This is a genomic window from Citrobacter sp. Colony219, assembly GCF_019382635.1.
Taxonomy (GTDB): domain Bacteria; phylum Pseudomonadota; class Gammaproteobacteria; order Enterobacterales; family Enterobacteriaceae; genus Citrobacter; species Citrobacter youngae.
The window spans coordinates 4445088-4467526 of record NZ_CP080033.1; the positions used below are offsets into that span (position 1 = coordinate 4445088).

At 53.2% G+C, this 22439-nt stretch carries 19 protein-coding genes and 1 pseudogene; 16 read left to right on the forward strand and 4 right to left on the reverse strand.

Annotated features, from left to right (window positions below; genetic code table 11):
• Window positions 1-175 precede the first annotated feature (175 nt).
• The 11 genes from JTI85_RS19655 to npr all read left to right on the forward strand — a co-directional run bounded on the left by JTI85_RS19655 (window position 176) and on the right by npr (window position 8101).
• Window positions 176-1153 carry a calcium/sodium antiporter gene (locus JTI85_RS19655; protein WP_219351932.1) on the forward strand — a complete coding sequence of 326 codons (978 nt, stop codon included), beginning with the start codon at window positions 176-178 and terminating at the stop codon, window positions 1151-1153.
• Between the two features lie 13 nt (window positions 1154-1166).
• Window positions 1167-2153 (forward strand): arabinose-5-phosphate isomerase KdsD, encoded by a 987-nt coding sequence (gene kdsD, locus JTI85_RS19660; RefSeq protein ID WP_048213422.1) that lies wholly within the window; start codon window positions 1167-1169, stop codon window positions 2151-2153.
• 20 nt (window positions 2154-2173) lie between these two features.
• Entirely contained in the window at window positions 2174-2740 is a 567-nt protein-coding gene (gene kdsC / locus JTI85_RS19665) for a 3-deoxy-manno-octulosonate-8-phosphatase KdsC (protein WP_005121322.1), read from the forward strand.
• Window positions 2737-3312, forward strand: a complete 576-nt coding sequence (gene lptC, locus JTI85_RS19670) for an LPS export ABC transporter periplasmic protein LptC (protein ID WP_048213423.1) — start codon at window positions 2737-2739, stop codon at window positions 3310-3312. The genes kdsC and lptC overlap by 4 nt, the downstream gene beginning before the upstream one ends.
• Window positions 3281-3835 (forward strand): lipopolysaccharide ABC transporter substrate-binding protein LptA, encoded by a 555-nt coding sequence (gene lptA, locus JTI85_RS19675; RefSeq protein ID WP_048213424.1) that lies wholly within the window; start codon window positions 3281-3283, stop codon window positions 3833-3835. Before lptC ends, lptA begins: the two co-directional genes overlap by 32 nt.
• A 6-nt stretch (window positions 3836-3841) precedes the next feature.
• Window positions 3842-4567 carry an LPS export ABC transporter ATP-binding protein gene (gene lptB, locus JTI85_RS19680; protein WP_048213425.1) on the forward strand — a complete coding sequence of 242 codons (726 nt, stop codon included), beginning with the start codon at window positions 3842-3844 and terminating at the stop codon, window positions 4565-4567.
• Window positions 4568-4613: 46 nt separating this feature from the next.
• Window positions 4614-6047: an RNA polymerase factor sigma-54 gene (rpoN, locus tag JTI85_RS19685; RefSeq protein WP_048213426.1), complete on the forward strand. Its 1434-nt coding sequence runs from the start codon at window positions 4614-4616 to the stop codon at window positions 6045-6047.
• 22 nt (window positions 6048-6069) lie between these two features.
• Window positions 6070-6357: a ribosome hibernation promoting factor gene (gene hpf / locus JTI85_RS19690; protein WP_005121327.1), complete on the forward strand. Its 288-nt coding sequence runs from the start codon at window positions 6070-6072 to the stop codon at window positions 6355-6357.
• 83 nt (window positions 6358-6440) lie between these two features.
• Window positions 6441-6932: a PTS IIA-like nitrogen regulatory protein PtsN gene (ptsN, locus tag JTI85_RS19695; RefSeq protein WP_048213427.1), complete on the forward strand. Its 492-nt coding sequence runs from the start codon at window positions 6441-6443 to the stop codon at window positions 6930-6932.
• A gap of 45 nt (window positions 6933-6977) precedes the next feature.
• Complete coding sequence (rapZ, locus tag JTI85_RS19700; protein ID WP_048213428.1) at window positions 6978-7832, forward strand: RNase adapter RapZ; 855 nt, start codon at window positions 6978-6980, stop codon at window positions 7830-7832.
• The gene (npr, locus tag JTI85_RS19705; RefSeq protein ID WP_003828770.1) at window positions 7829-8101 is read left to right on the forward strand and encodes a PTS phosphocarrier protein NPr; all 273 of its coding nucleotides are present in this window, start codon (window positions 7829-7831) and stop codon (window positions 8099-8101) included. Before rapZ ends, npr begins: the two co-directional genes overlap by 4 nt.
• An 11-nt stretch (window positions 8102-8112) precedes the next feature.
• Here npr and mtgA read toward each other — a convergent pair whose 3' ends face one another.
• The 4 genes from mtgA to JTI85_RS19725 all read right to left on the reverse strand — a co-directional run bounded on the left by mtgA (window position 8113) and on the right by JTI85_RS19725 (window position 13175).
• Window positions 8113-8832: a monofunctional biosynthetic peptidoglycan transglycosylase gene (gene mtgA / locus JTI85_RS19710; RefSeq protein ID WP_048213429.1), complete on the reverse strand. Its 720-nt coding sequence runs from the start codon at window positions 8830-8832 to the stop codon at window positions 8113-8115.
• Window positions 8829-9482, reverse strand: coding sequence for an isoprenoid biosynthesis glyoxalase ElbB (gene elbB / locus JTI85_RS19715; RefSeq protein WP_048213430.1), 654 nt, complete (start codon window positions 9480-9482; stop codon window positions 8829-8831). Before elbB ends, mtgA begins: the two co-directional genes overlap by 4 nt.
• Window positions 9483-9711: 229 nt before the next feature.
• The gene (arcB, locus tag JTI85_RS19720; protein ID WP_219351933.1) at window positions 9712-12048 is read right to left on the reverse strand and encodes an aerobic respiration two-component sensor histidine kinase ArcB; all 2337 of its coding nucleotides are present in this window, start codon (window positions 12046-12048) and stop codon (window positions 9712-9714) included.
• A gap of 197 nt (window positions 12049-12245) precedes the next feature.
• The gene (locus tag JTI85_RS19725; protein WP_101741917.1) at window positions 12246-13175 is read right to left on the reverse strand and encodes a TIGR01212 family radical SAM protein; all 930 of its coding nucleotides are present in this window, start codon (window positions 13173-13175) and stop codon (window positions 12246-12248) included.
• A 686-nt stretch (window positions 13176-13861) separates the two neighbouring features.
• On the opposite strand from JTI85_RS19725, the gene gltB reads away from it, so the two are divergent.
• The 5 genes and pseudogenes from gltB to JTI85_RS19745 all read left to right on the forward strand — a co-directional run.
• The gene (gene gltB, locus JTI85_RS19730) at window positions 13862-18322 is read left to right on the forward strand and encodes a glutamate synthase large subunit (RefSeq protein ID WP_219351934.1); all 4461 of its coding nucleotides are present in this window, start codon (window positions 13862-13864) and stop codon (window positions 18320-18322) included.
• A gap of 12 nt (window positions 18323-18334) precedes the next feature.
• Window positions 18335-19753: a glutamate synthase small subunit gene (locus tag JTI85_RS19735; protein WP_219351935.1), complete on the forward strand. Its 1419-nt coding sequence runs from the start codon at window positions 18335-18337 to the stop codon at window positions 19751-19753.
• Window positions 19754-19851: 98 nt separating this feature from the next.
• A pseudogene (locus tag JTI85_RS21690) lies at window positions 19852-19983 on the forward strand (DUF1016 domain-containing protein); the annotation flags it as partial.
• A gap of 122 nt (window positions 19984-20105) precedes the next feature.
• Window positions 20106-21356 (forward strand): cytosine permease, encoded by a 1251-nt coding sequence (gene codB, locus JTI85_RS19740; RefSeq protein WP_219351936.1) that lies wholly within the window; start codon window positions 20106-20108, stop codon window positions 21354-21356.
• The coding region (locus JTI85_RS19745) for a cytosine deaminase (RefSeq protein WP_255574903.1) at window positions 21346-22439 on the forward strand (1094 nt) is incomplete at its 3' end. The genes codB and JTI85_RS19745, both read left to right, overlap by 11 nt.

Consider the following 22439-nt stretch of genomic DNA (forward strand, 5'->3'; position numbering starts at 1 on the left):
GGCGCTCAATTTAGCCCTGAACTCGACATATTTACAGATTATTGCCTGTCCTGGTTAGCGAAAGCTGGCATTTGTTTTACTTTTTAGCCGCATAAAGTCAAAATTAAGAATTCGTTACGGCTTCCAGAAGATCCTTCAAGTGGACCGGCGAGTATACCTGAAGAAAGGACTTTAGATGCTTTTAGCGACGGCACTGTTAATAATTGGTTTACTTCTGGTGGTCTACGGTGCCGACCGTCTGGTATTTGCTGCATCTATTTTATGCCGCACCTTCGGTATCCCCCCCATCATTATTGGAATGACGGTCGTCAGCATCGGCACATCCCTACCTGAGATTATTGTCTCTGTTGCGGCATCAATGAATGGGCAGCTCGATTTAGCCGTCGGTACCGCCATCGGCTCCAACATCACCAATATTCTTCTTATTTTAGGCCTGTCAGCACTCATTCATCCTTTTACCGTGCATTCCGATGTTCTGCGTCGTGAATTACCGTTAATGTTGCTGGTAAGCATTTTGGCCGCGTCCGTTCTGTATGACGGGCAGTTAAGCCGCAGTGATGGCCTCTTTCTTCTGCTTCTGGCCGTGCTATGGCTGCTATTCATTGTTAAAATCGCCCGTCTGGCAGAACGCCAGGGCAATGACAGCCTGACTCGGGAGCAAGTTGCGGAACTGCCTCGCGAAGGCGGATTGCCTGTCGCATTTTTATGGCTGGGGATAGCGCTGATCATTATGCCAATGGCAACGCGTATGGTGGTTGATAACGCCACTGTACTGGCAAATTACTTTGCCATGAGCGAGCTTACTATCGGTTTGACGGTCGTCGCCATTGGTACCAGCCTGCCAGAACTGGCAACCGCCATTGCAGGTTTGCGTAAAGGTGAAAGCGATATTGCCGTCGGTAACATCATCGGCGCTAACATTTTTAATATTGTTATCGTTCTTGGGTTACCTGCACTGATTACACCGGGCGAGGTCAACCCGATGGCCTTCGTCCGGGACTACAGCGTCATGCTGCTGGTGAGCTTTATTTTTGCATTACTCTGCTGGCGACGTCCGCGCCAGATTGGTCGTGGCGCAGGGGCGCTTCTGACCAGCGGTTTTATCATATGGCTGGCGATGCTGTATTGGTTATCGCCACTTCTCGTTGGATAACTGGAAACGCATTATGTCGCACTTAGAGTTGCAACCGGGTTTTGACTTTCAGCAAGCAGGCAAGGAAGTCCTGACAATTGAACGTGAAGGCCTGGCGGAGCTTGATCAGTACATCAACCAGAACTTTACCCTCGCCTGTGAAAAGATTTTCAGTTGCCCGGGCAAAGTCGTGGTGATGGGAATGGGAAAATCAGGGCATATCGGGCGCAAAATGGCCGCTACGTTTGCCAGTACCGGCACGCCCTCATTTTTTGTGCATCCTGGCGAAGCCGCACATGGCGATCTGGGTATGGTGTCACCGCAGGACGTCGTGATTGCCATTTCTAACTCCGGTGAATCTAATGAGATTGCAGCGTTAATTCCGGTGTTAAAACGCCTGCATGTCCCCCTTATCTGCATGACGGGTCGTCCGGAAAGCAGTATGGCGCGTGCAGCAGATGTCCATCTGTGTGTTAAAGTGCCCAAAGAAGCCTGCCCATTAGGTCTGGCACCGACCAGCAGCACGACCGCAACGCTGGTCATGGGCGATGCGCTTGCCGTTGCGTTACTAAAAGCACGCGGCTTCACCGCAGAAGATTTTGCGTTATCTCATCCTGGTGGCGCACTGGGGCGTAAGCTTTTGTTGCGCGTTAACGATATTATGCATACGGGAGACGAAATCCCGCATGTGACCAAAAGCGCCAGCCTGCGTGACGCCTTACTGGAGATCACGCGGAAAAACCTCGGCATGACCGTCATTTGCGATGACGCGATGAAGATTGACGGCATCTTTACGGATGGCGATTTACGTCGTGTCTTCGATATGGGCGTTGATGTACGCCAGTTAGGTATTGCGGATGTGATGACCCCTGGGGGCATTCGCGTGCGTCCAGGGATTCTTGCCGTTGATGCCCTGAACTTAATGCAGTCCCGCCATATCACCTCGGTAATGGTTGCTGATGGCGACCAGTTACTGGGTGTGTTACATATGCATGATCTGCTGCGTGCAGGTGTAGTGTAAGAAACTCAAGGATAAAGAAAATGAGTAAAGCAGGTGCGTCGCTTGCGACCTGTTATGGACCCGTCAGCACTGACGTCATCACCAGGGCAGAAAACATCCGTCTGCTGATCCTTGATGTGGATGGCGTACTGTCTGATGGTCTGATTTATATGGGCAACAACGGTGAAGAGCTGAAGGCGTTTAACGTCCGCGATGGCTACGGAATTCGCTGCGCGCTCACTTCCGGCATTGAGGTTGCCATTATTACCGGACGAAAGGCTAAACTTGTAGAAGATCGCTGTGCCACATTAGGGATCACACATCTGTATCAGGGGCAGTCGGACAAACTGGTTGCCTTTGGCGATCTGCTTAGCAAACTGGCGATCGCGCCTGAGAATGTGGCGTATGTTGGCGATGATCTGATCGACTGGCCGGTGATGGCAAAAGTGGGATTAAGCGTAGCGGTAGCGGATGCTCATCCGTTGCTGATCCCGCGAGCCGATTACGTCACCCGTATCGACGGGGGACGCGGCGCAGTGCGCGAAGTCTGCGACTTATTACTGCTGGCGCAGGGCAAACTGGATGAGGCCAAAGGGCAATCGATATGAGCAAAACCAGACGTTGGGTTATCATTCTACTGTCGCTGGCTGTCCTTGTGATGATTGGTATTAACCTGGCAGACAAAGACGACACCGCTCAGGTTGTCGTTAATAACAACGAGCCAACCTATAAGAGCGAGCATACCGACACCGTCGTGTACAGCCCTGAGGGCGCGCTGAGCTATCATTTGATCGCGCAACACGTTGAATATTATTCAGATCAAGCAGTTTCGTGGTTCACTCAACCGGTGTTAACCACGTTTGATAAGGACAAAGTACCGACCTGGTCAATCAAGGCCGATAAAGCTAAATTGACCAACGATCGGATGCTGTACCTATATGGCCATGTTGAGGTTAACGCGCTGGTGCCTGACTCTCAACTACGCAGAATTACTACCGATAACGCGCAGATCAACCTTGTGACGCAAGATGTCACTTCCGATGATCTGGTCACGTTGTATGGAACAACATTTAACTCCAGCGGACTGAAGATGCGCGGCAACTTACGCAGCAAGAACGCCGAGCTGATTGAAAAGGTTAGAACCTCATATGAAATCCAAAACAAACAAACTCAGCCTTAATCTTGTGCTTGCCAGCTCACTTCTGGCCGCCAGCATTCCGGCATTCGCCGTCACTGGCGATACCGAGCAGCCGATCCACATTGAATCGGACCAGCAGTCTCTGGATATGCAGGGCAACGTGGTGACGTTTACCGGCAATGTCATCGTGACTCAGGGCACGATCAAAATTAATGCCGATAAGGTCGTCGTCACGCGTCCGGGCGGTGAAGACGGTAAAGAAGTGATTGACGGTTATGGCAATCCGGCGACCTTTTACCAGATGCAGGACAATGGTAAACCGGTTAAAGGCCGCGCCTCACAGATGCACTATGAGCTGGCAAAAGATTTCGTCGTCCTTACCGGTAAGGCTTATCTGGAACAACTCGATAGCAACATCACGGGCGATAAGATCACCTATCTGGTAAAAGAACAGAAAATGCAGGCCTTCAGTGAGAAAGGCAAACGCGTCACCACCGTTCTGGTTCCGTCGCAATTGCAGGACAAAAACAAGACCAAGGCTCCGGCAGAGAAAAAAGGTAACTGATTCGTTATGGCAACATTAACTGCAAAGAATCTTGCAAAAGCCTACAAAGGCCGTCGTGTGGTGGAAGATGTCAGCCTGACCGTCAACTCCGGGGAGATCGTCGGTCTGCTCGGCCCTAACGGTGCGGGCAAAACAACAACCTTTTACATGGTTGTCGGCATTGTCCCGCGCGATGCGGGCAACATTATCATTGATGACGAAGATATCAGTCTGTTACCCCTGCATGCGCGTGCCCGTCGCGGTATCGGCTACTTACCGCAGGAAGCCTCTATTTTTCGTCGCCTGAGCGTATTTGATAACCTGATGGCGGTACTGCAAATTCGTGACGATCTTTCCAGCGAGCAGCGTGAAGATCGCGCCAATGAGCTGATGGAAGAATTCCATATCGAACATCTGCGTGACAGCCTTGGACAGGCACTCTCCGGTGGGGAACGCCGCCGTGTGGAGATCGCCCGCGCACTGGCCGCTAATCCAAAATTTATCCTGTTGGATGAACCCTTTGCCGGTGTTGACCCAATTTCCGTCATTGATATCAAACGTATTATTGAACACCTGCGCGACAGCGGGCTTGGCGTGCTGATTACCGACCATAACGTGCGCGAAACGCTGGCTGTTTGTGAGCGCGCCTACATTGTGAGCCAGGGACACCTGATCGCACACGGTACGCCGACAGAAATCCTGCAGGACGAGCACGTTAAACGCGTATACCTTGGGGAAGACTTCAGACTCTGATAGGGTAGTAGACTTCACGTCACCGCAGGAGACAACAACTCTGAACATGAAGCAAGGTTTGCAACTCAGGCTTAGCCAACAACTGGCGATGACGCCTCAGCTACAACAGGCTATCCGTCTGTTGCAGTTGTCCACGCTGGAACTTCAGCAAGAACTTCAGCAAGCGCTGGAAAGTAACCCACTGCTCGAGCAAACCGATCTTCACGACGAAATTGATACCCAGGAAAAGCAGGATAGCGAATCCCTCGATACGGCTGACGCACTCGAACAAAAAGAGATGCCAGAAGAGCTGCCGCTGGATGCCAGTTGGGATGAGATTTACACCGCAGGGACGCCGTCTGGCACCAGCGGGGATTACATTGACGACGAACTGCCTGTGTATCAGGGTGAAACCACGCAATCGCTGCAAGATTACCTGATGTGGCAGGTGGAACTGACCCCATTCTCAGATACCGATCGTGCTATTGCCACGTCAATTGTGGATGCAGTCGACGAAACGGGCTATCTCACCGTCACGCTGGACGACATTCTCGACAGCATGGGCGATGACGACATCGGTATCGATGAAATCGAAGCCGTGCTTAAACGCGTTCAGCGTTTTGATCCCGTGGGCGTGGCGGCAAAAGATCTCCGCGACTGCTTACTGATCCAACTTTCACAGTTTGATAAAGTCACGCCGTGGCTGGAAGAAGCACGCCTGATCATCAGCGATCACCTTGATCTGCTCGCCAACCACGACTTCCGCACCCTGATGCGCGTAACCCGACTGAAAGAAGATGTGCTGAAAGAAGCCGTCAATCTTATCCAGTCGCTTGACCCAAGACCTGGACAATCTATCCAGACCGGTGAACCAGAGTACGTCATCCCGGATGTGCTGGTGCGTAAGCATAACGATCGCTGGGTAGTCGAACTCAACAGTGACAGCATTCCGCGTTTACAGATCAACCAACACTACGCCGCCCTGTGCAATAACGCGCGCAATGATGCTGACAGCCAGTTCATTCGTAGCAACCTGCAGGATGCAAAATGGCTGATTAAAAGTCTGGAAAGCCGCAATGACACGCTATTGCGCGTTAGCCGCTGTATCGTTGAGCAACAGCAAGCCTTCTTTGAGCAAGGCGAAGAGTATATGAAACCGATGGTTCTGGCCGATATCGCCCAGGCCGTCGAGATGCATGAATCGACCATTTCCCGAGTGACCACGCAAAAGTATCTGCACAGTCCGCGCGGCATTTTTGAATTGAAGTATTTCTTCTCCAGTCACGTTAACACTGAAGGTGGAGGCGAAGCCTCTTCTACAGCTATCCGCGCATTGGTGAAGAAATTAATTGCTGCGGAAAACCCCGCGAAACCGCTGAGTGACAGCAAGTTAACCTCTATGCTGTCAGAACAAGGTATCATGGTGGCACGCCGCACCGTTGCGAAGTACCGAGAGTCTTTATCCATTCCGCCGTCTAACCAGCGCAAACAGCTGGTTTGACCCAACCGATAAGGAAGACACTATGCAGCTCAACATCACTGGAAATAACGTCGAAATCACTGAGGCCCTGCGCGACTTTGTCACCACAAAGTTTGCCAAGCTTGAGCAATATTTCGACCGGATTAATCAGGTCTATATTGTGTTGAAAGTGGAGAAGGTCACACACATCTCGGATGCAACACTGCATGTGAACGGTGGCGAAATTCATGCCAGCGCGGAAGGTCAGGATATGTACGCCGCCATTGACGGTTTAATTGATAAACTGGCTCGGCAGTTAACAAAACATAAAGATAAACTGAAACAGCACTAACTTGTCCGGGCAGTTAGCGGGTGCAGGACGGCCTGTTGTGCAGCACAACGGGCCATTTGTACAGTTAGCGCTTAGGTGAAATTATGACAAATAACGATACGACTCTACAACTGAGCAATGTTCTTAACCAGGAATGTACGCGCGCGGCCGTTCACTGCCAAAGCAAGAAACGCGCACTGGAAATCATCAGTGAACTGGCGGCCAAACAACTCAGCTTGCCTCCTCAGGTGGTATTTGAAGCCATTCTGACGCGCGAAAAAATGGGCAGTACCGGTATTGGCAATGGTATTGCCATTCCGCATGGAAAGCTGGAAGAAGACACCCTGCGTGCGGTTGGTGTATTTGTTCAACTTGAAACGCCAATCGCGTTCGATGCCATTGATAATCAACCCGTCGATCTGCTTTTCGCCCTGCTGGTCCCGGCGGACCAAACCAAGACGCATTTGCATACATTGTCACTGGTTGCCAAACGCCTGGCAGATAAAACCATCTGTCGTCGCCTGCGCGCCGCACAGAGTGACCAGGAGTTGTATCAAATCATCACTGACACCGAAGGTGGACAGGATGAAGCATAACAACCCAATGGCATCCTTTTCTGTCGTTGTGAGGAGAAACAGTACATGGTACTGATGATCGTCAGCGGTCGTTCTGGGTCAGGTAAGTCTGTCGCCCTGCGTGCGCTGGAAGATATGGGTTTTTACTGCGTGGATAACCTTCCCGTCGTGTTGTTGCCCGAACTGGCTCGAACCCTCGCCGATCGCCAGATATCTGCGGCTGTCAGCATTGATGTGCGCAATATGCCCGAATCCCCGGAGATTTTTGAGCAGGCCATGAGTAACCTGCCTGAAGGCTTCTCACCGCAACTGCTGTTCCTTGATGCCGACCGTAACACGCTGATTCGCCGCTACAGCGATACGCGCCGTTTACACCCGCTGTCCAGCAAGAACTTGTCTCTGGAAAGCGCTATCGATAAAGAAAGCGATTTACTGGAGCCGTTGCGTTCACGCGCTGACCTGATCGTAGACACCTCTGAAATGTCCGTGCACGAACTGGCGGAAATGTTGCGTACCCGGCTGCTGGGCAAACGTGAACGTGAATTGACGATGGTATTCGAATCCTTTGGTTTCAAACACGGTATTCCGATCGACGCGGATTACGTATTTGACGTGCGCTTCCTGCCTAACCCACACTGGGATCCGAAGCTGCGCCCGATGACCGGTCTTGACCGCCCCGTCGCGGCCTTCCTAGACAGACACACAGAAGTACACAATTTTATCTACCAGACTCGCAGCTATCTTGAGCTATGGTTACCCATGCTGGAGACCAACAACCGCAGCTACCTCACTGTAGCCATCGGCTGTACCGGCGGGAAACACCGTTCGGTGTATATTGCAGAGCAACTGGCAGACTACTTCCGCTCACGCGGTAAAAACGTGCAGTCACGCCATCGTACGTTGGAAAAACGCAAATCATGACCGTGAAGCAAACTGTTGAAATCACGAATAAGCTGGGCATGCATGCCCGGCCGGCAATGAAACTGTTTGAGCTAATGCAGGGTTTTGAAGCAGAAGTTCTGCTGCGTAATGATGAAGGGACGGAAGCCGAGGCAAACAGCGTTATCGCTCTGCTGATGCTGGATTCCGCCAAAGGACGCCAGATAGAAGTTGAAGCCACGGGTCCGCAGGAGGTTGAGGCTCTGGCAGCCGTGATTGCGCTGTTTAATTCGGGGTTTGATGAAGATTAGGGCAGCATCGACTAATACAGCTTATTTTCACGCATAAACGACTCACCGCCCAGCTGGCGCATTTGGCGCATGATCCACGCCTGACGACTGCGTACATAGCCGGAAGGCGCACTCGCCTTAAAACGTAACGGATTGGGCAGCACCGCCGCCAGCAATGCCGCTTCAGACGGGCTAAGACGGCTGGCGGGTTTATGGAAATAGCGCTGTGATGCAGCCTCTACACCGAATACTCCATCGCCAAACTCCGCAATATTCAAATAAACCGTCAGGATTCGTTTCTTGCTCCAGACGGTTTCTATCCCAAGCGTTAACCCGGCCTCGAGCCCTTTGCGCACCCAGCTACGCCCATCCCACAAAAAGAGGTTTTTTGCCGTTTGTTGCGATAACGTCGAAGCGCCCCGAATACGGTTTTCATTACGTTCGTTATGCGCCAGCGCTTTCTCTATCGCTGAGACATCAAATCCCCAGTGATCGGGAAATTTCTGGTCCTCAGCGGCAATGACCGCCAGCCCCATCCACGGTGATATCTCATCCATACTGACCCAGTCAGAATGCGCCACATAGCCGAAATTACCCTGTATCCAGGCACCAAGCTGCCGCTCAATCATGACCGCTGAGAAAGGAACGGGCATCACGCTGAAGAGCGCTATACCCCCGCCCCAAAACACGGCGAGGACAATAACCGCCCGCAGAAGCAGACGTCGCAGAAAGGCGGTAGCCCCTTTTCTCATTCAGCCAGTACCAGAACACGCGAGACCAGTTTGTCGATCCCACTCGCCGCCTGAGCGATATCCTGCGCCAGCATGTAAGCAGGCGTGGTGACAACTTTATTATCTTCATCAACCACAATGTCATCGACCGGGCAAGGCACATGTTCAGCGCCCATCTCCTCCAGTACTTCCGCTGTATCGATGTCAGTGCCAATGGTCAGACGCAGCGGGAAGTCAAAAATCTTAGGTAACATAGCAGGAGCAATACACATGAATCCAAGAGGTTTACCGGCCTGATGCAGCGCCTTCGCCAGAGCAGCTAAGTCGCTATCAATCCGACACTCACTGCCCTGGCTGGCAAAATTGCTCAGATTTTTTGCTGCGCCAAACCCGCCAGGCACAATTAGCGCATCCAGCTCCGTTGCGACCGCCTGGGCCAGGGGACGAATATCACCACGCGTAATACGCGCAGCTTCAATCAGGACATTGCGCGTTTCCGGCATCGGCTCGCCCGTCAGATGATTAATCACATCCGCCTGCTGTTTATCTGGGGCAAAGCAGATAGCTTGAGCGCCATTGCGGGCAATAGCCAGCAGCGTGAGTACGGCTTCGTGAATTTCTGCACCGTCATACACGCCACATCCGCTGAGCACTACGCCAACTTTTTTCATCGTGATACTCCTTTCGCAACTGACTGAAGCATATTAATAATTCTGATTAGAATGCCACGCTTCACACATTTAACTGATTCATGTAACAAATTATTTAAGATTTGCTATCTTAACTGCGTGCGGCCTGAAAATTAGGGCTGCGCCCTTGTAAACAATGATAATAATTTACGGCGCAGCCACGATTTCCCTGGTGTTGGCGCAGTATTCGCGCACCCCGGTCAAGCCGGGGTCATTTTTTTTCCACGCTCGCAACCCAGGCTCTTAACACCGCCACGTCGTGCTGCCACTCCTGCTTTATCTCTTCAATCCATTCAGCCACGTTATCTTCCCAAGCAGGAAGGTCGGGTGATTGAATTTGCTGACCCAACTGTTGCAGGTGGCGCAGACCGACAGATCCGGCTGCACCTTTAATTTTATGGCCTTCCTCAACCACGCCTTTTTTATCACGGGCAGTCAGATTAGACTCCAGCACGCTCAAATATCCTGGCATCATTTTCTCAAACACCGCCAGACCGTCGGTGATCAGCTTCGGCCCGACCAGTTCGAGGTATTGTTCCAACATGGGAATATCTAACAGCGCTTGCGATTTACTGCTTTCTTCAGACGTCACAGTGCTCTCCTCTTCGTTTCGGGTATCCCAGTATTTTTTGATCATGGCGGTTAACGCCGGAACTGACAGCGGCTTACTCAGCACGTCGTCCATTCCTGCATCCAGATATTCTTTTTTATCTTTCAGTACGTTGGCGGTGAGAGCCACCAGCGGCGGCAGATCTTCACGGGCGTATTTTTGCGTCAGTTCTCGTGAGATATCCAGACCGGTCATATCCGGTAGCTGAATATCCAGCAGCACCAGGTCATATTCACCCGGTTTGAACATGTCCAGCGCGGCTTTCCCGGTCATGGCGACATCCACGCTGTTGCCCAGCTTTTCCAGCACCGAACGCGCAACAATAACGTTCAGTTCAATGTCTTCCACCAGCAGCACATTCAGGGCTGGTAACGGCATTTCATCGTCTTCAAAAGCATCTTCAATTTCTTCTGCCACGGCAGGAGCATGCACGGTTAGCGTAAAGATGGAGCCTTTTCCGGCCTGACTGGAAACCGTAATATCACCGCCCATGTTTTTCGCCAGACGCTTCGAGACGGCCAGTCCAATCCCGGTTCCCGTTGCCGGTTTACCACCATGGCTGTCCTTCACCTGATAGTACATGGCGAAAATTTTATCCTGCTCATCCTGTGGAATACCGATCCCGGAATCCTCCACCTCAAAATGCAGTATGTCTCCCTCGTCATAGCGCGCCCGTACGGTCACCTGCCCCTGCTGAGTAAACTTCACGGCGTTGCTGATCAGATTCCACAGAATCTGGCGCAAACGCGTTCCGTCGGTGATGACCTTATGTGGCAGCGGTAGCGTCGGCTCAAGCACAAAGCGCAGCCCTTTTTGTTGCGCCTGCAGGCCGGAGAGGTTTTCCAGATCAGCCATAAAGCTGGTGAAATCAACAGGCTGGTTATCAAGCTGGACTTTACGCCGCTCCATCTTATCCATGTCAATAATATCGTTGAAAATATTCCCCAGCGTCACGGCGGAAACATGGATAGTTTTGAGATATTTTTCCTGCTCAGCGGTTAAATCTGTATCCAACAGGATCCGGCTTAAGCCGACAATGCCGTTAAGCGGAGTGCGCAGCTCGTGGCTGATGGTGGAAATGAAAGTGGTCTTATCACGGCTGGCGCGCTCAAGCGCGTCCTGATAACGCTTCCGCTCGGTAATATCGCGCCCAAAGCCCATCAGGCCATGTCGCTTACCTACGCGGTCATAGTAAGGCACTTTACGAATTTCAAAGCAGGCTTTGCGCCCATCCGGGTAGTCCAGCCACTGTTCATAGGTGAGCGAGACGTTATGACGGAATACCTTCTCGTCGGTTTCAATCACCTTTTCAGCCGCCTCTGGCGAATACACATCAGCCGGCTTTAGATTCACCAGTTGCTTTTCGCTCTTACCGGTCAGCAGCTCCATAGCACGGTTACAGCCGGAAAATTCTTTATCTTCATTGCGATAAAAAACCAGATCCGGCGAGGCATCAAGGAAAGAGCGTAAAAAGGAGGACTGTTGCTCAAGCTGGATCTGCGCTTCTTCGCGCTCTTTGATTTCAACCTTCAGTTGTTCGAACGTTTCCTGGCGCTCCGCTTCGGCTTTTTCGCGCTCGACAATTTCCTGGTTGAGCTGGGCAATATTATCTTTCAACTGCACATTGAGCTTGAGATCGCGCTCGCGCATCTCTTCCAGCTTTTGTACCAGTCGTGACAAGCGTTGCCGGGACTCTTCCAGTTGCTCCACCACCACAGAAAGGAAGTAGACGGCCCAGGGGGTAATTAACAGGCCAAAAAAGATAGAACGGATGACATCAATGCTTTCTACCTGGCCATGCAGCACCATGGTGACAGCCATCTGCACCACAATTGCCAACACAACCAAAGCCAGCGCCAACAGCAGCGAAAAGCGCACCAGACCTAACTTCATCATCAGGTCGACATAGTATTGCGCCAGCATACGAATTTGCTTCATAGAGGGTTCCTTCACGACAACTTGGCACAATAATACTCAATTCTCAGCGTGACGTTGAAGATTGTGCAAGAAATGCGGGGGTTATCGGTGAAATGACTGGGTAGGCGGTAGGCCGGATAAGGCATAGCCGCCATCCGGCAATGTGCGCCGGGCCACCTGATGGCGCGCAGCTTTCAGGCCTACATGACTACGGAGGGTTAGATCCCCGGCTGCACCCACGGCGTACCCAGCGCCGAGCCTTGCACGCCGTGCTCATTAAGGTACTTATCCAGTTCAACCATCCCGGTCCAGCGGTTTTCACACCATAGCGGTGCCAGCAGCGTTGGGCGACGCGCGCTGGCAGAAATGCGATGATAAATCACCTCTGGCGGCGTATGGCGGATCATCTCTCCGGCGGTAACCGTATAATCGTCCAGTTCAATACCGTTCAGCCGTCCGGCCTCCCAGGCTTTCGCCATCGTACTGCCTTTGACGATATGCAGCGGATGCAGCTTAATACCGTCGACACCCGTCTCCACCACACGTTCCATGGTTTGCAGACATTCTGCCTGCCCTTCTCCCGGCAAACCGACAATCAGGTGTGAACACACTTTCAGCCCGCGTTCACGCGCCAGTTGGGTCGTTCGCTGATAACAGGCAAAATCATGCCCACGATTAATGCGATGCAGCGTCTTGTCATGGGCCGTTTGCAAGCCCAGTTCCAGCCACACTTCGTAGCCCTGATCCTTGTACTCGCATAGCAGATCGAGCACGGCACCCGGCACACAGTCAGGGCGCGTGCCAACGCATAACCCGACGATGCTGGCCTGACTAACCGCCTGTTGGTACATCGAACGCAGCACCTGTACTTCCGCAAAGGTACTGGTATAAGCCTGAAAATAGGCCAGATAGCGCTTCGCGCGATTCACTAATTGCGCCTGATGCTCAAGCTGTTCAGCGATAGAATGATGCTGCTGCGCTTCGTCAGCAAAAGAGGCGACATTACAGAAGGTACATCCGCCACGTCCAATGGTGCCATCGCGATTTGGGCAGCTAAAGCCGCCGTGCAGCGTGAGCTTATGAACCTTTTGCCCATAACGGCGAGAAAGATCCCCACCAAACATATTGACTAATTTCTGTAACTGCATAATCTGGTAGACCGCGCCTTGAAAAGAGGCCAAAGCCTGCCATTTTTTGCCCCAGTCGGCGATGACCTGGATCAATCGCCCTGGCGAGCCTTTATTTATTGCATAACAAATCAAAATAATTGAAATTTCATTCACTCTAAATCTAATTACTTTTCCTTATATTCAGCGGTTTTTTTTATCTTCTTATACTCTCAGCGCAAAAACAGTATCTTTAAGACGCCGGAACTCTAAAAACCAGCATAAAATGCCAGTTATCTCGATAAATAAAGGGAGGATGAGGGATATCAGGCCTTTCTGACAGTGAGACAGATCACACTTCCAGGGGTATACTCCCCAGGTTAAATCAATGTAAAAAATCCTTTTATTTCAACATTTTCATAAAGTTAATCGCCCTATAGCACATTTTTGCATAAATAAGATTGCCATTTGACCTGTGTGTGGATTCCCGATAACTTGGAAATCCGCTGGAAGCTTTCTGGATGAGCAGTCTGCTCATCATATTTATGCAGTAATTGAGATTCCCTCTGAAGCAAGTCCTCAAACTTGTTTGACCTATGCGAAAAGGATAAAGAGGGCGAATGCGAGGTGAGCGTATGAAACGCAAACCCCGTCGCCATGCTCTTGGTGTGCCCGTGCGCAAACGGTATCGGAGAGGTGTCCCGCAGAGCCTGGGGAGGTTCACTGATATGTTGTACGATAAATCCCTTGAGAAGGATAACTGTGGTTTCGGCCTGATCGCCCACATAGAAGGCGAACCTAGCCACAAGGTAGTGCGTACCGCCATACACGCACTGGCACGTATGCAGCACCGTGGCGCAATTCTTGCCGATGGCAAAACCGGCGATGGTTGCGGCTTGCTGTTACAAAAACCTGACCGCTTTTTCCGCATTGTTGCGCAAGAGCGCGGCTGGCGTTTAGCTAAAAACTACGCCGTCGGCATGATCTTTTTAAATAAAGACCCTGAACTGGCGGCGGCATCTCGTCGCATTGTTGAAGAAGAATTACAGCAGGAGACCCTGTCGATCGTAGGCTGGCGCGACGTGCCAACCAACGAAGGTGTTCTCGGTGAAATAGCCCTTTCCTCCCTGCCTCGTATCGAGCAAATTTTTGTTAACGCCCCTGCGGGCTGGCGTCCGCGTGATATGGAGCGTCGCCTGTTCATCGCGCGTCGTCGTATCGAAAAACGTCTCCTGCAAGACAAAGACTTCTACGTCTGTAGCTTGTCGAATCTGGTCAATATCTATAAAGGTCTGTGTATGCCGGCAGATCTGCCGCGCTTCTACCTGGACCTGGCAGACCTGCGTCTGGAATCGGCCATCTGCCTGTTCCACCAGCGCTTCTCCACCAACACCGTGCCGCGTTGGCCGCTGGCGCAGCCGTTCCGCTATCTGGCGCACAACGGTGAAATCAACACCATCACGGGCAACCGCCAGTGGGCGCGCGCCCGTACCTATAAGTTCCAGACCCCGCTGATCCCGGATCTGCACGACGCCGCGCCATTTGTTAACGAAACCGGCTCAGACTCCAGTTCGATGGATAACATGCTGGAACTGCTGCTGGCAGGCGGGATGGACATCATCCGCGCCATGCGCTTACTGGTTCCACCGGCCTGGCAGAATAACCCGGATATGGACCCGGAGCTGCGCGCGTTCTTTGACTTCAACTCCATGCACATGGAACCGTGGGACGGCCCGGCGGGCATCGTGATGTCCGATGGTCGCTTCGCCGCCTGTAACCTCGACCGTAACGGCCTGCGTCCGGCACGCTACGTCATCACCAAAGACAAGCTAATTACCTGCGCCTCTGAAGTCGGGATCTGGGATTATCAGCCGGATGAAGTGGTCGAGAAAGGCCGCGTCGGCCCTGGCGAGCTGATGGTTATCGATACCCGCAGCGGGCGCATTCTGCACTCAGCCGAAACCGATGATGACCTGAAAAGCCGTCACCCATACAAAGAGTGGATGGAGAAAAACGTCCGCCGCCTGGTACCGTTCGAAGACCTGGCTGACGATCAGGTCGGCAGCCGTGAACTCGACGATGACACCCTCGCCAGCTACCAAAAACAATTTAACTACAGCGCTGAAGAGCTGGATTCCGTGATCCGCGTGCTCGGCGAAAATGGCCAGGAAGCGGTCGGTTCAATGGGTGACGATACCCCGTTTGCCGTGCTCTCCAGCCAGCCGCGCATCATCTATGACTACTTCCGCCAGCAGTTCGCGCAGGTCACCAACCCACCGATCGATCCGCTGCGTGAAGCGCACGTTATGTCGCTGGCCACCAGCATCGGTCGTGAGATGAACGTCTTCTGCGAAGCTGAAGGTCAGGCACACCGTCTGAGCTTTAAATCGCCGATCCTGCTGTACTCCGATTTCACCCAGCTCACCACCATGAAAGAGGAGCATTATCGCGCTGACCGCCTGGATATCACCTTCGACGCGACCGAAACTACGCTCGAAGAGACCGTCAAAGCATTGTGCGATAAGGCGGAACAGATGGTGCGCAACGGCACGGTACTGCTGGTACTCTCTGATCGCAACATCGCCAAAAACCGTCTGCCGGTTCCGGCGCCAATGGCCGTGGGCGCAGTGCAAACGCGTCTGGTTGAACAAAGCCTGCGTTGCGACGCCAACATCATCGTTGAAACCGCCAGTGCCCGTGACCCGCACCATTTTGCCGTCCTGCTCGGCTTTGGCGCGACGGCCATTTATCCGTATCTCGCGTATGAAACATTGGGACGTTTGATCGACACCCAGGCGATTGCCAAAGATTACCGCACCGTGATGCTGAACTACCGTAACGGCATCAATAAAGGCCTGTACAAAATCATGTCCAAAATGGGCATCTCGACCATTGCCTCTTACCGCTGCTCGAAGCTGTTCGAAGCCGTTGGTCTGCACGATGATGTGGTTGCGCTGTGTTTCCAGGGCGTGGTCAGCCGCATCAGCGGCGCAGGGTTTACCGACTTCCAGCAGGATCTGCTGAACCTCTCCAAACATGCATGGCTGGCGCGTAAACCTATCAGCCAGGGCGGTCTGCTGAAGTACGTCCATGGCGGCGAATACCACGCCTACAACCCGGACGTGGTGCGCACGCTACAACAGGCGGTGCAAAGCGGCGAGTACAGCGACTATCAGGAATACGCCAAGCTGGTCAACGAGCGTCCGGCGGCCACGCTGCGCGATTTGCTGACGATCACGCCTGGTGATGAAGCCGTCAGCATTGACGAGGTAGAACCCGCAACCGAACTGTTTAAACGTTTTGATACTGCGGCCATGTCTATCGGCGCATTAAGCCCGGAAGCACACGAAGCGCTGGCCGAAGCGATGAACAGCATCGGCGGTAACTCGAACTCCGGCGAAGGCGGCGAAGACCCGGCGCGCTACGGCACCAACAAAGTGTCGCGGATTAAGCAGGTGGCTTCTGGTCGCTTTGGCGTAACCCCGGCGTATCTGGTGAACGCCGACGTGATTCAGATTAAAGTCGCTCAGGGTGCGAAACCTGGCGAAGGTGGTCAGTTACCGGGTGATAAAGTCACCCCGTACATCGCCAAACTGCGCTATTCGGTACCGGGCGTGACGCTGATCTCCCCGCCGCCGCACCACGATATCTACTCTATCGAGGATTTAGCGCAGCTGATTTTCGACCTCAAACAGGTCAACCCGAAGGCGATGATCTCGGTGAAACTGGTTTCCGAACCGGGCGTCGGCACTATCGCTACCGGCGTGGCGAAAGCCTATGCGGATCTGATCACCATCGCGGGTTACGATGGCGGCACCGGCGCAAGCCCGCTGTCATCGGTGAAATACGCGGGCTGTCCGTGGGAGCTGGGGCTGGTGGAAACTCAACAGGCGCTGGTGGCTAATGGCCTGCGTCACAAGATTCGTCTGCAGGTCGATGGCGGTCTGAAAACTGGCGTCGATATCATTAAAGCGGCAATTCTGGGTGCAGAAAGCTTTGGCTTCGGTACCGGCCCGATGGTGGCGCTGGGCTGTAAATACCTGCGTATTTGCCATCTGAATAACTGTGCAACCGGCGTGGCGACTCAGGATGAGAAACTGCGTAAGAACCACTATCACGGTCTGCCGTTCAAAGTGACCAACTACTTTGAATTTATCGCTCGTGAAGTGCGCGAGCTGATGGCACAGCTGGGCGTTACCCGCCTGGTGGATCTGATTGGTCGCACCGACCTGCTCAAAGAGCTGGATGGCTTCACTGCCAAGCAACAGAAGCTGGAGCTGTCTCGTCTGCTGGAAACCGCCGAACCGCATCCGGGTAAAGCGCTGCATTGCACCGAGAACAACCCACCGTTTGATAATGGCGTGTTGAACGCCCAGCTGTTGCAGCAGGCGAAGCCGTTCGTCGACGAGCGCCAGAGCAAAACCTTCTGGTTCGATATCCGCAACACCGACCGTTCCGTCGGCGCATCGCTGTCGGGCTATATCGCTCAGACGCATGGCGATCAGGGGCTGGCGTCTGACCCGATCAAAGCGCACTTCAGCGGTACTGCAGGCCAGAGCTTTGGCGTGTGGAACGCGGGCGGCGTGGAGCTGTATCTGACCGGCGATGCCAACGACTATGTCGGTAAAGGCATGGCGGGTGGTCTGCTGGCAGTGCGTCCTCCGGTTGGCTCAGCTTTCCGTAGCCATGAGGCGAGCATCATCGGTAACACCTGCCTGTATGGCGCCACCGGTGGTCGCCTGTTTGCTGCGGGTCGTGCGGGTGAGCGCTTTGCGGTGCGTAACTCCGGCGCAATCACCGTGGTTGAAGGAATTGGCGACAACGGCTGTGAATACATGACCGGCGGCATCGTCTGTATTCTCGGCAAAACCGGCGTTAACTTCGGCGCGGGCATGACCGGCGGATTCGCCTACGTGCTCGACGAAGACGGTGAATTCCGCAAACGCGTGAACCCGGAACTGGTCGAAGTGCTGAGCGTGGACTCTTTGGCTATCCACGAAGAGCACCTGCGCGGCCTGATTACCGAGCACGTACAGCATACCGGATCTTCACACGGCGAAGAGATCCTGGCGAACTGGCCAGCATTCTCGGCGAAATTCGCGCTGGTAAAACCAAAGTCCAGTGATGTGAAAGCACTGTTGGGTCACCGTAGTCGTAGCGCAGCAGAGCTGCGTGTGCAGGCGCAGTAAGGGGTAGCAGCAATGAGTCAAAACGTATACCAATTTATCGACCTGCAGCGTGTTGATCCGCCGAAGAAGCCGCTGAAGATCCGTAAGATCGGGTTTATCGAAATTTACGAGCCGTTTTCCGAAGGTCAGGCCAAAGCACAGGCAGATCGCTGCCTGTCCTGCGGTAACCCGTACTGCGAGTGGAAGTGCCCGGTGCATAACTACATCCCGAACTGGCTGAAGTTGGCGAATGAGGGACGTATTTTTGAAGCGGCAGAGCTTTCGCACCAGACCAACACCTTGCCGGAAGTCTGTGGTCGCGTATGCCCGCAGGATCGACTGTGTGAAGGATCCTGTACGCTGAACGATGAGTTTGGCGCGGTAACTATCGGCAACATCGAGCGCTATATCAACGATAAAGCATTCGAGATGGGCTGGCGTCCGGATATGACCGGCGTTCGCCAGATGGACAAGCGCGTGGCGATTATCGGTGCGGGTCCGGCGGGCCTGGCCTGTGCTGATGTGCTGACCCGCAACGGCGTAAAGGCGGTGGTATTTGACCGTCACCCGGAAATCGGCGGCTTGCTGACCTTCGGTATCCCAGCCTTCAAGCTGGAAAAAGAGGTCATGACCCGTCGCCGTGAAATCTTCACCGGCATGGGCATTGAGTTCAAACTGAACGTGGAAGTGGGCCGTGACGTACAGCTCAACGATTTGCTGAAGGATTACGACGCTGTGTTCCTGGGCGTCGGAACCTATCAGTCAATGCGCGGCGGGCTGGAAAACGAAGACGCTGAGGGCGTGTTTGATGCCCTGCCGTTCCTGATTGCTAATACCAAGCAATTGATGGGTTTTGGCGAAAGCAGCGACGAGCCGTACATCAGCATGGAAGGCAAACGTGTCGTCGTGCTCGGCGGTGGCGATACCGCGATGGACTGCGTGCGCACCTCCGTGCGTCAGGGTGCGTCACACGTTATTTGCGCCTACCGTCGCGATGAAGAGAACATGCCGGGTTCGAAACGCGAAGTGAAAAACGCGCGTGAAGAAGGCGTCGAATTCCAGTTCAACGTCCAGCCGTTAGGTGTGGAAGTGAATGCCAACGGCAAAGTGTGTGGTGTGAAAATGGCGCGCACGGAGATGGGCGAACCGGATGCGAAGGGGCGTCGCCGTGCGGAGATCGTCGCGGGTTCCGAGCACGTTGTTCCGGCTGATGCGGTGGTCCTGGCGTTTGGTTTCCGCCCGCACAGCATGGAATGGTTGAAAGAGCACAGCGTCGAGCTGGATTCACAGGGGCGCATTATTGCCCCGGAACGTAGTGACAACGCTTTCCAGACCAGCAACCCGAAAATCTTCGCCGGCGGCGACATCGTACGCGGTTCGGATCTGGTGGTCACCGCAATTGCCGAAGGTCGTAAAGCGGCAGACGGTATCCTGAATTACCTGGAAGTGTAATACTTCTGGCTCCCCTGATGCTGATGGATGGGGAGCCAATATTCCTCCACTAAATACATGCGGAATCATTTTTCGAAAGCCGCTCACAAATACAGCCGTATATTCAGTACATTGAAATTCCGCAGACATTGTCTGCAGAATCTTACCATTTGGCGTAACTGACTTAATCTTTTCCACTACCCTGGTCGGCGTTTGTCCGCTTCTTATCGGTTAAAAATGTCGAGCCCAAAAATCAACGCAATCATCAACACCATAAATAATAACCATGTAAAGATTATACGTAATCGTTTGCTTTATTCTGAGAAGTGTATATGATGCGGCGGATTTTTTGGGCAAAATTCAAGGAGGCGTTGTGTCGCAGGACAACAATTATAGCCAGGGCCCCGTCCCTCTGGCAGCGCGGAAAGGCGTGATACCACTGACGTTTGTGATGTTGGGGTTAACATTCTTTTCAGCCAGTATGTGGACCGGTGGCACACTCGGTACCGGTCTTTCCTATAATGATTTCTTCCTGGCAGTTCTCTTCGGTAATCTTCTCCTCGGTATTTACACTGCATTTCTCGGTTTTATCGGCGCAAAAACAGGGCTCTCAACCCACCTTCTGGCGCGTTACTCATTTGGTTTGAAAGGTTCATGGCTTCCCTCACTGCTCCTGGGCGGCACACAGGTGGGCTGGTTTGGCGTCGGCGTGGCAATGTTCGCCATCCCGGTGGGTAAAGCGACGGGTATTGACGTCAACATCCTGATTGCAGTTTCCGGTCTGCTGATGACCATGACCATCTTCTTTGGTATCTCGGCACTCACCATTTTGTCCATCATCGCCGTTCCCGCTATCGTCATTCTTGGCAGTTACTCTGTCTGGCTGGCAGTGAGCGATGTGGGGGGATTGGATCATTTAAAAGCAATTGTGCCGCAGACACCGCTGAATTTCTCCACCGCCCTGGCGCTGGTCGTCGGATCGTTTGTCAGCGCAGGAACATTAACCGCCGACTTCGTTCGCTTTGGTCGCAACGCCAAAGGCGCGGTGCTGATTGCCATGGTGGCGTTTTTCCTTGGCAACTCGCTGATGTTTATCTTCGGAGCCGCCGGAGCCGCCGCGGTAGGACAGGCAGATATCTCTGACGTGATGATTGCCCAGGGACTGCTGCTGCCCGCGATCATCGTTCTCGGCCTGAATATCTGGACAACCAATGACAACGCGCTGTACGCCTCCGGTCTGGGATTTGCCAATATTACCGGCCTTTCCAGCCGCACATTGTCCGTGGCCAACGGTATTATCGGCACACTGTGCGCATTATGGCTTTACAATAACTTTGTCGGCTGGCTGACCTTTCTGTCGGCAGCAATTCCCCCCATTGGCGGGGTGATCATCGCCGACTATCTGCTGAACCATCGCCGCTATGCCGACTTCAGCAAAGCGCAGTTTATTCCCGTCAACTGGATAGCTATCTTGTCCGTTGCATTAGGCATTGCCGCAGGTCACTATATTCCCGGTATTGTGCCGGTCAACGCCGTACTTGGCGGCGTATTCAGCTATATCCTGCTGAACCCACTTTTCAATCGCAGCCCTGCAAAATCCCCGGAGGTCAGCCATGCAGAATAACACCATCACTCTAACTCAAACCCGTCTGCAGGGGCGTGAAGGATTGTGGCAAATCACGATTGAAAACGGGCGTTTTAGCCGTATTGATCCCCAGGAAACAGCATCTGCGCCACAGGGCAAGGTGCTTGATGCTGAAGGCGGGCTGGCCATTCCACCGTTCGTTGAGCCACATATCCATCTGGACACCACGCAAACTGCAGGGGAGCCCAGTTGGAACCAATCGGGTACGTTGTTTGAAGGTATTGAGCGCTGGGCCGAACGCAAGGCGATGCTCACCCACGAAGACGTGAAGACCCGCGCCATGCAGACTCTCAAGTGGCAGATGGCCAACGGCATCCAGTATGTCCGAACTCACGTAGACGTTTCCGATCCTACGCTGACGGCGCTGAAAGCCATGCTGGAAGTGAAGCAAGAAGTGGCACCGTGGGTGGAGCTGCAGATTGTGGCGTTCCCACAGGAAGGTATTCTTTCTTATCCCAACGGCGAAGCGCTGCTAGAAGAAGCTGTGCGTTTGGGTGCCGACGTCATTGGCGCAATTCCTCACTTTGAATTCACGCGTGAATATGGCGTTGAGTCGCTGCACAAAATTTTCGCTCTGGCGCAGAAATACGATCGGCTTATCGATGTGCACTGTGACGAGATTGATGATGAGCAATCGCGCTTTGTTGAAACCGTCGCGGCGCTGGCACATCGCGATGGCATGGGCGCACGCGTGACCGCCAGCCACACCACAGCGATGCATTCCTACAACGGCGCATATGCTTCCCGCCTTTTCCGTCTGTTAAAAATGTCAGGTATTAACTTCGTCGCGAATCCGATAGTGAATATTCACCTGCAAGGACGTTTTGACACCTATCCTAAGCGCCGTGGCATCACCCTCGTCAAGGAGATGCTGGAAGCGGACATCAACGTCTGCTTCGGCCATGATGACGTTTTTGACCCGTGGTACCCATTGGGAACCGCGAATATGCTGCAAGTTCTGCATATGGGATTACATGTGTGTCAGCTGATGGGATACGGACAGATTAACGATGGGCTGAACCTGATCACTACCCACAGTGCGAAAACCCTGCACCTGCAGGA

Bases quoted from the DNA above. Each gene is read 5' to 3' on its own strand.
- JTI85_RS19725 (WP_101741917.1), bottom strand. From the start codon at position 13,175: ATGCAGTTACAGAAATTAGTCAATATGTTTGGTGGGGATCTTTCTCGC.
- JTI85_RS19735 (WP_219351935.1), top strand. From the start codon at position 18,335: ATGAGTCAAAACGTATACCAATTTATCGACCTGCAGCGTGTTGATCCG.
- arcB (WP_219351933.1), bottom strand. From the start codon at position 12,048: ATGAAGCAAATTCGTATGCTGGCGCAATACTATGTCGACCTGATGATG.
- JTI85_RS19655 (WP_219351932.1), top strand. From the start codon at position 176: ATGCTTTTAGCGACGGCACTGTTAATAATTGGTTTACTTCTGGTGGTC.
- kdsD (WP_048213422.1), top strand. From the start codon at position 1,167: ATGTCGCACTTAGAGTTGCAACCGGGTTTTGACTTTCAGCAAGCAGGC.
- mtgA (WP_048213429.1), bottom strand. From the start codon at position 8,832: ATGAGAAAAGGGGCTACCGCCTTTCTGCGACGTCTGCTTCTGCGGGCG.
- lptC (WP_048213423.1), top strand. From the start codon at position 2,737: ATGAGCAAAACCAGACGTTGGGTTATCATTCTACTGTCGCTGGCTGTC.
- rapZ (WP_048213428.1), top strand. From the start codon at position 6,978: ATGGTACTGATGATCGTCAGCGGTCGTTCTGGGTCAGGTAAGTCTGTC.
- rpoN (WP_048213426.1), top strand. From the start codon at position 4,614: ATGAAGCAAGGTTTGCAACTCAGGCTTAGCCAACAACTGGCGATGACG.
- lptB (WP_048213425.1), top strand. From the start codon at position 3,842: ATGGCAACATTAACTGCAAAGAATCTTGCAAAAGCCTACAAAGGCCGT.
- gltB (WP_219351934.1), top strand. From the start codon at position 13,862: ATGTTGTACGATAAATCCCTTGAGAAGGATAACTGTGGTTTCGGCCTG.
- hpf (WP_005121327.1), top strand. From the start codon at position 6,070: ATGCAGCTCAACATCACTGGAAATAACGTCGAAATCACTGAGGCCCTG.
- npr (WP_003828770.1), top strand. From the start codon at position 7,829: ATGACCGTGAAGCAAACTGTTGAAATCACGAATAAGCTGGGCATGCAT.
- ptsN (WP_048213427.1), top strand. From the start codon at position 6,441: ATGACAAATAACGATACGACTCTACAACTGAGCAATGTTCTTAACCAG.
- kdsC (WP_005121322.1), top strand. From the start codon at position 2,174: ATGAGTAAAGCAGGTGCGTCGCTTGCGACCTGTTATGGACCCGTCAGC.
- elbB (WP_048213430.1), bottom strand. From the start codon at position 9,482: ATGAAAAAAGTTGGCGTAGTGCTCAGCGGATGTGGCGTGTATGACGGT.
- lptA (WP_048213424.1), top strand. From the start codon at position 3,281: ATGAAATCCAAAACAAACAAACTCAGCCTTAATCTTGTGCTTGCCAGC.